Below are 13,557 nucleotides of genomic sequence, written 5' to 3' on the forward strand. Positions count from 1 at the left end.
CTGGGTTGACTCTTGGCGCGGCAGTTTGGCGCATGTTGGTACAAATCCTTTCTGTTTGGCTCGATAACGATACGACGATGGAGTTTGGTCCATGCGAAAAAAAACAACTGCGGCGAGCACCTTGCCCGGATCCGCGTCCCTTGTTAAAGCAGAACGAAGCGCAATACTCGGTCTACATGGTCGAAGTCTGTTCCCCACATTGCGCACTCTGGCGCTGCAAGGAATCAAGCAGCCTATCCACAGCGCCCGCCATACTCTAGCTCTTGGTGGCCTACTGGGCCGCGTGCTGCTCGGTAATACGTCGAATCCCTCCCCCGTCCAGGATGCGCGCTTCCAGGACCCATCCTGGCGCTTCAACCCCTTCTACCGCCGCAGACTGCAAGCCTATCTTGCCTGGCAAAAGCAACTGAACGCTTGGATTGACGAGAGCAATCTGGCGGCCGACGATCAAGCGCGCGCACACTTCATATTGGCTCAACTCGGCGATGCGCTGTCGCCGTCCAACAGCCCGCTCAATCCGCTGGCGATCAAAGAGCTGTTTAACACCGGCGGCGCCAGCCTGGTCAAAGGGATTGGTCATCTGCTCGACGACCTGCGGCACAATGGCGGCATGCCCAGCCAAGTCAGCAAGCAGGCCTTTGAAGTCGGCCAGAATATCGCGATCACCCCTGGCGCCGTGGTGTTCCGCAACGAGCTGCTAGAGCTGATCCAGTACCGGCCGATGAGCGAAAAACAATACGCCCGTCCACTGCTGATCGTGCCGCCGCAGATCAACAAGTACTACATCTTCGACCTCAGCGTGGAGAAGAGCTTCGTTCAGTATGCACTGAAGAACGGCTTACAAGTGTTCATTGTCAGCTGGCGCAACCCCGACGCTCGCCATCGCGAGTGGGGTCTATCGCGTTATGTAGAAGCCATCGAAGAAGCCCTCGATGTTACCCGTGCCATCAGCGGCAGCAAAAAAGCCCATCTGATGGGCGCCTGCGCGGGCGGCCTGAGCATCGCCGCCCTGCAAGGCTACCTGCAAGCCAAACGACAGCTGCACAAAGTCGCAAGCGCAACCTATCTGGTCAGCCTGCTAGACAGTCAGATCGACAGCTCAGCCATGTTATTTGTCAATGAGCAAACCCTGGAAGCCGCCAGGCGCCGCTCCGATCAGCAAGGCGTGCTGGATGGCCGCGACTTGGCCAAGGTCTTCGCCTGGATGCGCCCGAATGACCTGATCTGGAACTATTGGATCAATAACTACCTGCTCGGCAAGCAACCCCCTGCCTTCGACATCCTTTACTGGAACAACGACAGCACTCGCCTACCGGCCGCCCTACATGGCGATCTGCTGGACTTCGTCAAACTCAATCCGCTCATACATCCTGACGGCTTGGAGGTCTGCGGCATGCAGATTGACCTGCAGAAAGTCACGGTCGACAGTTTCAGTATTGCCGGTATCAACGACCACATCACACCTTGGGACGCGGTATACCGCTCGACCCTGCTACTCGGTGGCGAACGGCGCTTCCTGCTCTCCAACAGCGGGCATATCCAGAGCATCCTCAATCCGCCAGGTAATCTCAAGGCTAGCTATCTGGAGAACGACAAACTGCCATCCGACCCGCGTGCCTGGTATTCCGATACGCAGAAGCACGATGGCAGCTGGTGGCCAGGTTGGCTGGGCTGGATTCAGGCGCGTTCTGGTGCGCAACGCGAAATTCAGCTGGAGCTGGGAAATCAGAATCACCCACCGATGGAGGCCGCTCCCGGCACCTACGTGCATGCGAGTTGAACCCTGACTTGAACATTGAAAAGACCGGCCGGGGATTTCTCGGCCAGTTACCGTTGCCGACCTGCAGAAAGAAGCAGGGATGAAACTTGCGATCTTATCCACGAATGCAATGCAGGCAACCAGAAAACCTAGGAAGGCCGTGAGGACAATCATCGGGCCGCCCGTGATTGCAGATCAAGGATAAGCCTTGGTCTTTGGATGATTTGGTGATTGCGGTCGCCACCTGCTTCAACCCGATACTCCCATTCATAAACGGTGGACCTATAGTTATTTATCCCGTTCCCAACTGCGGGCGCGCCATGACTGAAAATTACTTCATTGCCATACTATTGGCGCTGAGCATGATATGGATTGCGGTTGTTTGGTGGATGATGGCTCCGTATGTATGAGACATCCTCCCGTGACACCAACCGATTCTCCAAGTCGCTGGCCTGATAAACCGGGGCTTCCAGAGTGTCCGCACCCTCCCCGCGCCTTTGAGCGCTCTGTAGCCCAGAACTGGGTTCGATCACTGATTGCGCCACCGCGCCCTTTTGCACAAAAAACGGACATAGGGCGTCGGCGGGAGGGGATAAGTGCTTTTCGTCATGTTTTTTTGCCATCGGAAGATTTGGTATCGGGCTGCTATGGTTTTCAATATGAGACAGCTACCCATAGGGCCACCGTGATGAGCGAGAACGGGATGCTAAAAATTAGCTATAACGAGCTTGGTTATCCGATGGAGTTGTTTATCGCTGTGCCATTGCATGCGAGAGCAGATGAGTACGCTGCACTGTTCAATATTCTTAGACAGTATGAAAACCGGAAGGACTTTGACATTGACTTGACCGCAATCGAGGCAGAACAGCTGCGTCCGCAGGTGGCAGCGTTAGGCATAACCGATGTCACATGGGAATTCGTATAGCGGAAAGAACGGGCCCTGTTCGGGGTATGCCCGGCGCATGAATATGCCAGGCTGGCATGTCATTGTTGATATCAGACAGTGAGTTAAAGGGTACAGGGATGAAAGACAACGGGACGCTAAAAATCATCTTCAAGAAACACGGCCATCCAGCACAGATGTCTGTAGGCACTCTCCTCAGGGCGAGAACAGATGAGTTCACCGTACTGTTCCATATTCTCAAACGCTATGAACATCAGCAAAGCGTCAACGCCAGGTTGACTGAAATCGAGGCAGAGCAATTGCGTTCGCGGGTAGCAGCGCTAGGTATCACGGACGTTATGTGGGAGTTCGTGTAGGGAGTGGATAATGGAGCCCTAAAGGTAAAACCCGCATTGCGCGGGTTTACAGGGATGCGTCATTAGGTTTGGTCGCTGGAAGGTATGCGCACGGTCATAACGCTCCGCGCATTCGAGCCAGGGTAGATGTTCGACGTAGGTCCCAGACAGGCGCTGCCAGGCCGCCGAGAGATTTTCCTCAATCCGCAGCAGGTTGATGGCCGGGCCTGTGCTGGAGGTACCGAACGTCTGCCCGGTGACCTTGCCGGCGAAGGCATGGTGCTGTAGGTAGAAAAATCGCGCGGCGCGCTGGATGTCGGTGAGGTTTTCGGGGCGGGTCATCTTCTGCCACTCGAACACCTGGCGTGAGCTCAGCGCCCATTTGAACTGGCGCACGAATTCTTCCAGGTGGTTCTGCACGACGCGGTACAGCGTGACCAGGTCGCCGTTGATGTCGTTGAGGACTTCAATAGGTCACTAAACAAGCTGAACCTTAACTGGCAGCCTCCCTACTGTCCGGTGCGTCCTGCATGCCACACACATATCGTGACCATTGATCCATTAACATTTGACGCTTCCCGAACAGATCTCCACGGCGATAAGCAGCCTCAACCGCATTCTCTACTGTATGTGCAAGCGCCTGTTCGCAGACCTCTCGAGGATAGTGGGTGACCTCACTCGCCCAATCCCTAAAAGTCGAGCGGAATCCATGCGTCGTGAGATCGTTGCGCTTCATTCGACGCAACACCATCAACATCGCCATATTGCTCAGCGGCCTCCCTTTTCGAGCACCAGGAAACAGATGATTGTTCCCTTCTACGCGAGGAAGACCAATCAGTAGATCCAATGCTGGTTTCGACAGCGGAACCCGGTGCTCTTTCCCTGCTTTCATTCGCGACGCTGGAATGGTCCATATTCCAGCAACGAGATCAATCTCTGCCCACGTAGATAAGAGTACTTCGCTGGTTCGGCAAGCAGTCAGGATAGTGAAGCACAGGGCCTTAGAACTCAGATCTTCTGCTTTCTCAAGAGTCGCCACGAACGTAGGGAGCTCAGTCCATGGGATTGCTGCGTGATGTTTTACAGCACGCACTTTTTGGCGAGGAGGCAAAAGCTTGTCCAAGTGTCCTCGCCATCGAGCGGGATTTTCGCCTGCGCGTAGGTCTCGAGCTCTTGCTGCGTCGAGGACAAGTTCGATACGGTTTCGCAAACGACTAGCGGTTTCGGGCTTTACTGTCCAAATCGGCTTGAGGATTTTCAGCACATGTTCAATGCCTATCTCCTGGGTGGGAAGATCGCCTATGACCTTGAACGCATAAGTAGTCAGTGTGTTCTTCCACTGTTGGGCGTGCTTGGCATTTTTCCAGCCCGCCTTATGGGCAGCGATGTAATCAAGAGCAACCTCCTTAAAGGTTATTGGTTTGGTCGGGGTTTCGCGCTCCGATAGAAACGTGGCTTCTTTTTCCAGCCTTTTCCTCTCCAACACCTCATCTCGACTCGCAATTGGATCGACTCCAGATCTACTCAGCCTTCTAGCATCAGATGCTTTTTCCCGAGCTGCCGCGAGACTTGTCTCTGGATGCTTTCCCAAGCCCATGTATCGGCTCTTTCCTGAGAGCTTATAGCGGAAAAGCCAACTTGCGCCGCCGGTAGGGCCAACTCTCAGATACAACCCATCTCCGTCATTGGTCATGCCAGGCAAGCCAGTTCTGACTATTTTCTCCACCGCCTTTGTCGTAAGTGATGCCATGCGTCACCTCATCTTTTTAAGGACGATGACCTAATCTAAATCAGCTCCAGCCCACACTCCAGCCCACACCTTGGACGATGGCTTTCGGTAATATCCATTGGAACACAAAAGACAAAAAATCAAATATCTACATGTTTAATAAGGACTTTTTAGTAAACAGCCAGACGGCAATAGAACTCAAAATACGTCAAAATAGCGGACATCGCCTCCGCCATATTTGTACCGACAAAGCCCTGATTATTCAGGGCTTTGTCGTTTCTGTGGCGCACACTTTCTATTGCATCATTTCTGGATCGTTTCCGCATCTTTTCGGCCATTTCCGCAACCTTACCTCTCAGCCCACCCTCCTACCGCCAAATATCAGCTGCCCGACCTGAAGTGAAGATGCGTTTGGTGTGGTGCGACAAGCAGCTTTCGGCCCAGAGTGTGTAAAAACGCTTCGTCAAAATTGAAGTGCGCGCGTCTACGTTAAATCTGAAATTTATCGGCACGTCAGCAGATGTGGATTTCGCGCAGAAGCGCGATTTCCAGTCCGGTTTTGAGTACCTGTCGCGCTCGAAAACGTTTTTACACAGCCTCGGCCGAAAGCAGTCGCTCATAAGTGGCTACTTTCGGCCAAAACCGGTTACTTCATCAGCCGTAGAGGGTGGTCATAAGGTTACCCATGGCGGATTTCAGCTCATGTATTTTTCTACCCAGCTCCGATACTGACGCGTGCGAAACGCCATGCCGATCTGCTGCAAAATCAGCGCACGCAACGGTGACACGCTCGGGTCAGGCTTTTTCGCGCGACTGAGTTTGCGCAGCTGAAACTTCACAACCGCCATGTTTGCCAAGGCGGCTATGGCCTTGTTTTTCCAGGTGATTGCCGGCAATTGCGGAGCGTTGTCCTTGCCTTGAAGCCAATCACGCGGCAGATATGGATCGATGGCCAACGCCGTGCCGATACCGACCATGTCCACACCACTTTGCACGACGCTTTCGGCAACTGGACGCCGGCGGATGCCGCCGGTGACCATCACCGGCATTTTGGCGACAGTCTGGACGTCCCGGGCAAACTCGACGAAATATGCCTCACGAGCCAGCGTGCGACCATCGCGCGCCTCCCCCTGCATGGCCGGGACTTCGTAACTGCCGCCGGACAACTCCACCAAATCCACGCCTAGATCGTTAAGCAGTTCAACAACCTTTTTCGCATCGTCGGCGGTGAATCCTCCGCGCTGAAAATCGGCGGAATTGAGTTTCACCGCAACGGCAAACTCTGCGCAAACCACCGCCCTGACTGCTTTGACGATTTCCAGCAGCAGCCGCGCGCGGTTTTCCAGAGAGCCGCCCCACTCGTCCGTTCTTTGGTTCGTCAGTGGCGAAAGAAACTGGCTCAACAGGTAGCCGTGAGCGGCATGGATTTCCACGCCGGTGAAGCCGGCTTGCTTGCCAAGGCGTGCGGTGTTCGCGAAGCGCTGAATGACATCCTCAATCACGCTTTGAGTCATCGCGTGAGGCGTAGCGAAACGCTTGGACATTTTGCCCAACTCCAGCGGAACTGCCGACGGCGCCCAGGTTTTTTGCCCGAGGTTGGCCTGCATCTGACGCCCTGGGTGATTGATCTGCAGCCAGAACTGGGCACCGCCGGATCGGCCAATTCGCGCCCAGCGCTTGAATTTGTCCAGTTGCTGATCATCCTGCAACACGACGCCACCGGGTCCGGTCATGGCGCGGCCATCGACCATCACGTTGCCAGTAATGATCAATCCTGCACCGCCGTCGGCCCAGGCCTGATACAGACGCATCAGGTCTATCGAGGGCGCCTGGTCGGCGTCCGCCATATTTTCTTCCATGGCGGCTTTGGCGATGCGGTTCTTGATGGTCGAACCGTTGGGCAGTATCAGGGTGTCAAACACGTTCATGGGCAAGTCCTCAACTGGAAATGAGGCCACCATAAGATTGAAGTCAACTTTAAGGTCAATGACTTTTTTCAAGGTCATTCAATGTCGATGGCGCCCGACCCAGGCAAGCGCGTCACCAGATCGGCACCCAACAACCGCGCAGGCGTGTAGGCACCGCCAGGCGTGCGTGTCTGCAACAGATAGCCCACCACCGCCAACGCAGCGTCGATCGTCAGGCTGTAAACGTTCGCCGTGTGCACGCGGGCGACTTTGCATTCACCGCGAGCATTACGGGCCTCGCCCCATACATATGTGCCTTGGTCAGCACGTTTTGCCTGATCCGGCCCGACCACAGTCTTGCTGATGCGAGCCTTGAGCAACCGCTGCACAAACGACAGCCCCAGCAACGGGCGAATCAAGTTGGCAAGCCTGGCGCCGCGAATCATTCCCGCCGAGCCCGGTATGAACACCTCGATATTGGCGATGCCGGTGGTGTGCCAGGCAGTGGATACATCGCCCCAAGGGATGGTCATCGCCAGCTTCTCTCCAGCACCGAAATCGATACGACGTACCCGATAGGCCAGCGGCACCGAAACGATCTTGCCGTCACGCCGTATCTTGCCGCCCTGCGCCAGGCCTTCGATTGAAGTCTTGGCGGTGCCGGGTGAAAAGCTCGATCGAGAATCGAAGCCTAACGCCAGATGCGTCGCATCCGGCAGCGCGTTTTTCAGTGCAGCGGCGACGCAGTCGGTCGGGACTACATCGAAGCCGACGCCCGGGCAAATGACCGATCCGGCTGCGCGCGCCCGTTCATTCAGGGACTGCGCATGCTCGAATACGGCAATCTCGCCAGTGATGTCCAGGTAATGCGCGCTAGCCCGCAGACAGGCCTCGATCATCGGCGCGGCGGTTGCGGAAAATGGCCCCGCGCAATGCAGCACCAACCCATGCCCCTTGATCTGCGCAAGCAACCGCGCTGGCTCATCCAGCCCAAATACCCGGGCCTCGAGCCCAAGCTCCCAAGCCAACGCTTCGACCTTGTCACGACTACGTCCGGCCAATACCGGCCTGAGTCCACGCCTGACGGCATCGCGAGCGATCAGTTCGCCGGTGTAACCGTTGGCGCCATAAATCATCCATTTCATCTGCGTATCCGGTTTGTCTTGCTGACTCATGCGTTCCTCCTGAGGGGATTGATGATGAGCGTTATGGCCTTGCCCGATCTGCTTCAGACGCTAGCGTTAAAGTCAGGTTGAGGGTCAAGTCAAAGTACAGATGCAGTGACGGAAATTATTTACAGCAGCGGGGTTGACCTTAAAGCGAGGTTTAAGGTGAGCATGCGCAGACCTGCTTGATCGATGGAATCCGGATGATGCTGAAGACCCTTTTTTCCTACGCCCTGGTATTGATAGGTGCTGCTTTCATGACGTTTGCAAATGCTCAATCGGCTACTACCAAGGATCGCCAGATACTGGTGATCATGACCAATCACGCCAGCTATCCCTCACGAACCGATACCACGGGATTGTGGCTGACCGAGCTGACCCACTTCACCGATGTGGTGGAAGCAGCCGGCTACACCACCGTCTTTGCCAGTCCCAAGGGTGGCGCGGTGCCTCTGGACGAACGCAGTCTGGGCTGGTTGTACATGGATAACGCCGCCCGGAAGCATTTGCAGTCTCCTGCTTTCCGCGCTCGCCTGGCCAATACGCTGCCGATATCCGAGGTCGATCCGTCACGCTTTGACGTCATTTACTTCACTGGTGGCCATGGGGTGATGTGGGACTTCCCTAACAATCCCGACCTGCGGCGCGTCGCCGAGAGCATCTACAACCAGGGTGGCATCGTCTCGGCCGTCTGCCATGGCGTAGCGGGTCTGTTGGATCTGAAGGATAAACAAGGCCAGTTGATCATCAAGGGCAAGAACATCACCGGTTTCTCTGATCGCGAAGAGCTGTTCTCCGGCATGAAAAGCCAGGTGCCCTTCTTCCTTGAGGACAGGTTGGTGAGCCAGGGCGCGCACTACCGCAAGGGGTGGCTGCCGTTCACTTCATTTGCCATCACGGATGGAAGGCTGGTGACCGGCCAAAACCCTCAATCGCCCAAAGCCGTAGCTGAAGCCGTGATGGCGGTGCTCTCTGGCGACAACGTAGCTCGCTGAACCCTCAAGTAGTTCCCACCACCCGGAGAAAGACCGATTGAAACTCGCAAGCATCGTATTAGCAGGATTGCTGTTCAGCTCAATTGCCAACCATGCGTTGGCGGGGACGCCGGAAATGCTCAGCCCGATTGAAACCAACACAATCGATATCGCAGGCCACCAAGTGCCCGTCGTCAAGGGAGGCCTGTACGACCGTTATCGCTCGAATCCGCCCTTGTCGGTGATTGCAGCAGAGCTGCCGGGTGTTGATCTGAGCTGGTTCAAAGGACTGGAAAAGCACAAGGTCGACATTGGCTTCGAGTCATACTCCCCGAACTTTTACTATCAGAACAGTCGAGTAACGGCGGTCTACACGGCCGACCTGGACGCACTGCGGGCATTGATGCCGCCCGAAGTATTGGCAACCGTACACCCCCTGCAAATCTGGCCAGGTCGCGGCTTGATTGCGTTTACCGCCTACACCTATGAACATTGTGATAACGACGCCTATAACGAAGTGGCCGTGTCGATCATTACCAGCAAGCCAGGCAAAACCAATCTGGGTCCATTCACACTGATTGGCCAGTCGATGTCGGGAGATTTTTGGGGCTACGTGCTCAAGCTGCCGGTCAATACTGAGCTTGCACGGGTGCGCGGTGTCGTCGGTTACAACCTGCCTAAATGGCTGACCGGTATTGACCGCAAAGAAGATGCCCAATCTGTGGTCTATGACATCACCGACAGTCAGACCGGAAAAGTCGACGTGTCCTTCAAAGCGAAGAAGCTCGACAACCTCTCTCGCGATGTCGACATCGTCACCAGCAGCTTCATCAATCTCGATCATCAGGGCCAACTGGCCTACGGGTATGCGGTTTCCCGCCAGCTCAGTCACGGCTCCAGCCGCGACGCAGATTCGGCCACCCTCACGCTGGGTGACGGCAGTCTGTCGAATTACTTCCGCGCCCTGAAACTGGGAAAAATGATGAAGTACGAATACGTGCCAGAGTTCCAGAGTGCGCTTTATGCGCCCAAACCACTCACCAGCCTGATTGGCGAGCGCTGAAACCTTTTGCGCCTGTCAGGCCCCGGAAGCCTGGCGGGCGTTTTTTTTCGCGGAAGACGTTGCCGCACGCCTATCTGAAGCCTTGCCAACCCCCTCTTCCCGCAGACGATTTATCAGCATTTGCGCATTGTCCCCACACGCCATGCCCTCGGGCTTACCTTCGATGCCCTTTATGACGAGCAGAAGTTGCGCTTTGTTTTGCGCTAGCCTTTCCTGCAGAACACTGATTTCTTTCACCTTTTGCTTGAGTCCAGTCAGCAACTCGTCGTGCCGCCAGCCACTGGCATTCATCGGCATCAATTGCCGGATCTCCTCCAATGAGAAACCAGCCGCCTGTGCGCCGGTGATGAGCTCCAGAATCCACTCGGTATCAGGCGCGTAGTCCCGGTAGCCATTGGCCTTACGTTCGACGGAGCTAATCAAGCCACTGGCCTCATAGAATCGGATGCGTGACGGTGCCAATCCGCTGATTTTCGCCAGTTCGCCTATTCTCATATCCCACCCTGAAAAACCTATTGACCTTAAAGTTGACTTTAAACCTAAAGTCATCGGACGCCCAAGCACAACGTGTGACTTGGGCGTCATGGAATTCATGGGGAAGCGGAGACTAATCCAGCATCACGCCCCCTGAAGTGCCTAACGGAAGGGCTGCACTCTGTTCACTCAAGGCCATGATCGGAACACGATTCGATGAAGGCCTTCACTTCATTCAGGAGATACGAACATGGGGTATGTCACTACGCAGAATGGTGTTGAAATCTTTTACAAAGACTGGGGACCACGCAATGCCCAGGTCATCTTTTTCCACCACGGATGGCCACTGAGCGCGGATGATTGGGACGCGCAAATGCTTTTTTTCCTGGCCAACGGCTACCGGGTTGTTGCGCATGACCGAAGGGGGCACGGGCGATCCACTCAGGTATGGGACGGACACGACATGGATCACTATGCCGATGACGTCGCCGCCGTGGTAGATCACCTAGGTGTACAAGGTGCAGTCCATGTCGGCCACTCCACCGGCGGCGGCGAAGTCGTTCATTACATCGCTCGCCATGGCGAAGACCGAGTCTCTAAAGCAGCCATCATCAGTGCGGTGCCACCGTTGATGGTCCAGACGCCGACCAATCCTGGCGGCCTGCCGAAGTCAGTGTTCGACGACTTGCAGGCACAACTGAAAGCCAACCGCGCGCAATTTTACTACGACGTTCCGGCAGGATCTTTCTACGGCTATAACCGCCCAGGTGCAAAACCGTCCGAGGGCATCGTTTGGAACTGGTGGCGACAAGGCATGATGGGTTGTGCAAAGGCACACTATGACGGGATCGTGGCGTTTTCTCAGACAGACTTCACCGAAGATTTGAAGAGCATCAAGATCCCCGTTCTGGTGATGCATGGTGATGATGACCAGATCGTGCCTTATGAAAATGCCGGGGTTTTGTCAGCCAAACTTCTGCAAAACAGTACGTTGAAAATCTACCCGGGCTTCCCTCATGGAATGCCTACAACCAACGCCGATACGATCAACGCTGATCTGCTAGCGTTCGTGCGGAACTAAAAATGGGGGCGGGTAGAAATCCCGCCCTTTCCCCTTCAAGGCTACTAGATCGGAGTTCGGATTCAGCAAAGTGGATTCGAAACTGCGCTAACTGATTGTCCGCTCTTGGCCGATTTCTGCCTGTCACGAAGAGCTGCCACCGGCCCAAAGCGGACGCTAAGGATTGCAGGCGGGGATAGTTTCCTGGCGCATTCGTGCGCCGTATAGTGGCAATATTTTTTCGGTCAAAGGAATGGCTATGAACCCCTTAAGCTGCCTACTTGTCGGTGTGATTGGCGACCGTGACATCGTAAATGTCACTTCGCATTGCGCTAAAAGGGGAACGTCATGCGTGTGGGAATGATCCTTGCTGGGATCGGCACCACGTTGGCGCTGGTGTCAACATCGCCAGCCCAGCCTGCGTCCCTGCCGCCAGGAACTATCAACCAGGGTGGTATCTCGGTGCTGGTCCAAGGCTCGGGAACAGACATTATATTAATTCCAGGATTGGCGTCGTCCTACGAAGTATGGGCTGATTTGGCCTCCAGATTACGGCAGAGCTACCGTCTCCATCTCGTACAGGTAGCTGGCTTTGCCGGCTCGCCTGCCGTATCCGATCCAGATGGGAGAGTAGCAGCGCCGACGGCCGAGGCAATCGCTGAATATATCCGAAGCCAGAGCATCAAGGCGCCGGTCATCATCGGTCATTCGTTGGGTGGTGAGGTGGCACTGATGCTAGGTGCTCGTCATCCCGACCAAGTTGGACGCCTGATGATTGTCGATGCGCTGCCCTTTTATACGTTGCTGTTTGACCCCTCCGCGACCAGTGAAACGGCGACCCCGCACGCTGCTGCGATGCGCGCTGCAATGTTAGCGGCAACGCCTGAGCAGGCGAAAGCCATGCTGCATGCATCCATCGCCCGTCTCGCCAAAACTGAAGCGGTCAGGCCTGGCCTGGCCGCAGCGGGAATAAGCTCGGACCGAAAGACCATGGCCAATGCCACGTATGAACTGATGGTCACCGACCTCCGACCTGAGCTTGGACGTATCAGGGTGCCGGTCGAGGTCGTCTATGCCTACGACCTGCTATACGGCGTACATGCGTCCCACGTTGATGCAATGTTCCGTAACGCCTATGTCTCGACCCCAAACATCAGCTTCAGGCGCATTGACGGCAGTTTTCACTTCGTCATGCTTGATCAGCCAGAACTGTTCGCCGGTGCTGTCATCAAGTTCCTGAATCAGTGAGCGGCGGCAGCGGGGTTGGTAGAGTGACGAATTGCCGTAAATGGGCAGAGGATGGCCGACTGCAGCCCTTCGCTACGGGCAGAAATCGGCCACTAGCTGACAATTGCATTCGCTTTTGTATCAGCACCCCGGGCTTGCCGAGCCAGCCCGCCGGCCATACGATTCGATTATTCCTCAGGCGGAGGAGTCATTGTGAAGCCGGTGATGCTCCTGACGCGCATCCTGGCGCCTGCCATCGCTCTGGCGCTGGCATCCGCCGGCCTGCATGCCGACGATCCGTTCGCACCGTTGCGCGACGCCATGGTGCGGGAGATCACCAACATGTCGTCCGACACCCGCGAGGAAACCGGCAGGGTCGAGTTTGCCGCGCCGGTGATGGCCGCGATGGCCAAGGTGCCACGCCATAAGTTCGTCCCGCCCGACGAAGTGCCCTACGCCTACGAGAATCGCCCGCTGCCGATCGGCTACGGCCAGACCATCTCCCAGCCTTACATCGTCGCCCTGATGACCGACCTGACGCAGGTCGGACCCGGCGACGTGGTACTCGAGATCGGCACTGGCTCGGGCTATCAGGCGGCGATCCTCGCCGAGCTGGCGCAGGCGGTCTATACGATGGAGATCATCGAGCCGCTGGCAGTGCAGGCCAGTGAGCGCCTGGGCCGGCTGGGGTATGCGAAGGTGCAGGCCCGGCTGGGTGATGGCTACCACGGCTGGCCCGAGCACGGACCTTATGACGCCATCCTCGTCACTGCCGCCGCCAGCCATGTGCCGCCGCCACTGATCGCCCAGCTCAAGGCCGGAGGACGGATGGTAATCCCGGTCGGCGCGCCGTTCATGATCCAGTACCTGCTGCTGATCGAGAAGGCCGGCGATGGCAGCGTGTCCACCCGGCAGGTGCTGCCTGTGCGCTTCGTGCCTCTGGCCGGAGGCGATTGAGC

13 protein-coding genes and 1 pseudogene are annotated in these 13,557 nt (G+C 56.2%); 8 read left to right on the forward strand and 6 right to left on the reverse strand.

What is annotated here, in order from left to right; translation table 11 throughout:
• Positions 1 to 91 precede the first annotated feature (91 nt).
• From phaC to ABH909_RS20395, 3 genes are all read left to right on the forward strand, one after another.
• Positions 92 to 1,780 carry a class II poly(R)-hydroxyalkanoic acid synthase gene (gene phaC, locus ABH909_RS20385; protein ID WP_429436385.1) on the forward strand — a complete coding sequence of 563 codons (1,689 nt, stop codon included), beginning with the start codon at positions 92 to 94 and terminating at the stop codon, positions 1,778 to 1,780.
• Positions 1,781 to 2,180: 400 nt separating this feature from the next.
• Complete coding sequence (locus ABH909_RS20390; RefSeq protein WP_429436388.1) at positions 2,181 to 2,684, forward strand: hypothetical protein; 504 nt, start codon at positions 2,181 to 2,183, stop codon at positions 2,682 to 2,684.
• A gap of 98 nt (positions 2,685 to 2,782) precedes the next feature.
• Positions 2,783 to 3,019: a hypothetical protein gene (locus tag ABH909_RS20395; RefSeq protein ID WP_429385404.1), complete on the forward strand. Its 237-nt coding sequence runs from the start codon at positions 2,783 to 2,785 to the stop codon at positions 3,017 to 3,019.
• Between the two features lie 78 nt (positions 3,020 to 3,097).
• Here the strand turns inward: ABH909_RS20395 and ABH909_RS20400 are convergent.
• The 5 genes and pseudogenes from ABH909_RS20400 to ABH909_RS20420 form a co-directional block, all read right to left on the reverse strand.
• A pseudogene (locus ABH909_RS20400) lies at positions 3,098 to 3,472 on the reverse strand (DNA adenine methylase); the annotation flags it as partial.
• A 19-nt stretch (positions 3,473 to 3,491) separates the two neighbouring features.
• The gene (locus ABH909_RS20405) at positions 3,492 to 4,748 is read right to left on the reverse strand and encodes a tyrosine-type recombinase/integrase (protein WP_429385402.1); all 1,257 of its coding nucleotides are present in this window, start codon (positions 4,746 to 4,748) and stop codon (positions 3,492 to 3,494) included.
• Positions 4,749 to 4,897: 149 nt separating this feature from the next.
• Complete coding sequence (locus ABH909_RS20410; RefSeq protein WP_429436391.1) at positions 4,898 to 5,065, reverse strand: hypothetical protein; 168 nt, start codon at positions 5,063 to 5,065, stop codon at positions 4,898 to 4,900.
• A gap of 357 nt (positions 5,066 to 5,422) precedes the next feature.
• Complete coding sequence (locus ABH909_RS20415) at positions 5,423 to 6,655, reverse strand: NADH:flavin oxidoreductase/NADH oxidase family protein (protein ID WP_429436393.1); 1,233 nt, start codon at positions 6,653 to 6,655, stop codon at positions 5,423 to 5,425.
• Positions 6,656 to 6,729: 74 nt separating this feature from the next.
• On the reverse strand, positions 6,730 to 7,809 hold the full coding sequence (locus ABH909_RS20420) for a saccharopine dehydrogenase family protein (RefSeq protein ID WP_429436396.1): 1,080 nt from the start codon (positions 7,807 to 7,809) through the stop codon (positions 6,730 to 6,732).
• Positions 7,810 to 8,003: 194 nt separating this feature from the next.
• On the opposite strand from ABH909_RS20420, the gene ABH909_RS20425 reads away from it, so the two are divergent.
• Together ABH909_RS20425 and ABH909_RS20430 are read left to right on the forward strand one after the other, a co-directional pair.
• A complete protein-coding gene (locus ABH909_RS20425; protein ID WP_429436398.1) occupies positions 8,004 to 8,795 on the forward strand; it encodes a type 1 glutamine amidotransferase domain-containing protein in 792 nt (263 codons plus the stop codon).
• A 115-nt stretch (positions 8,796 to 8,910) separates the two neighbouring features.
• Positions 8,911 to 9,837 carry an acetoacetate decarboxylase (ADC) gene (locus tag ABH909_RS20430; RefSeq protein WP_429440015.1) on the forward strand — a complete coding sequence of 309 codons (927 nt, stop codon included), beginning with the start codon at positions 8,911 to 8,913 and terminating at the stop codon, positions 9,835 to 9,837.
• Positions 9,838 to 9,852: 15 nt separating this feature from the next.
• On the opposite strand, the gene ABH909_RS20435 is transcribed toward ABH909_RS20430, so the two are convergent.
• A complete protein-coding gene (locus ABH909_RS20435) occupies positions 9,853 to 10,332 on the reverse strand; it encodes a MerR family transcriptional regulator (protein WP_429436401.1) in 480 nt (159 codons plus the stop codon).
• A 229-nt stretch (positions 10,333 to 10,561) separates the two neighbouring features.
• Between ABH909_RS20435 and ABH909_RS20440 the strand changes: the two genes are divergently transcribed.
• From ABH909_RS20440 to ABH909_RS20450, 3 genes are all read left to right on the forward strand, one after another.
• The gene (locus ABH909_RS20440; RefSeq protein WP_429436403.1) at positions 10,562 to 11,392 is read left to right on the forward strand and encodes an alpha/beta fold hydrolase; all 831 of its coding nucleotides are present in this window, start codon (positions 10,562 to 10,564) and stop codon (positions 11,390 to 11,392) included.
• A 327-nt stretch (positions 11,393 to 11,719) separates the two neighbouring features.
• On the forward strand, positions 11,720 to 12,619 hold the full coding sequence (locus ABH909_RS20445; protein ID WP_429436406.1) for an alpha/beta fold hydrolase: 900 nt from the start codon (positions 11,720 to 11,722) through the stop codon (positions 12,617 to 12,619).
• A 192-nt stretch (positions 12,620 to 12,811) separates the two neighbouring features.
• Entirely contained in the window at positions 12,812 to 13,555 is a 744-nt protein-coding gene (locus ABH909_RS20450; protein WP_429436408.1) for a protein-L-isoaspartate(D-aspartate) O-methyltransferase, read from the forward strand.
• Positions 13,556 to 13,557: the final 2 nt, after the last annotated feature.

It is taken from the genome of Pseudomonas sp. BS3782 TE3695, from assembly GCF_050435305.1.
Classification (GTDB): domain Bacteria; phylum Pseudomonadota; class Gammaproteobacteria; order Pseudomonadales; family Pseudomonadaceae; genus Aquipseudomonas.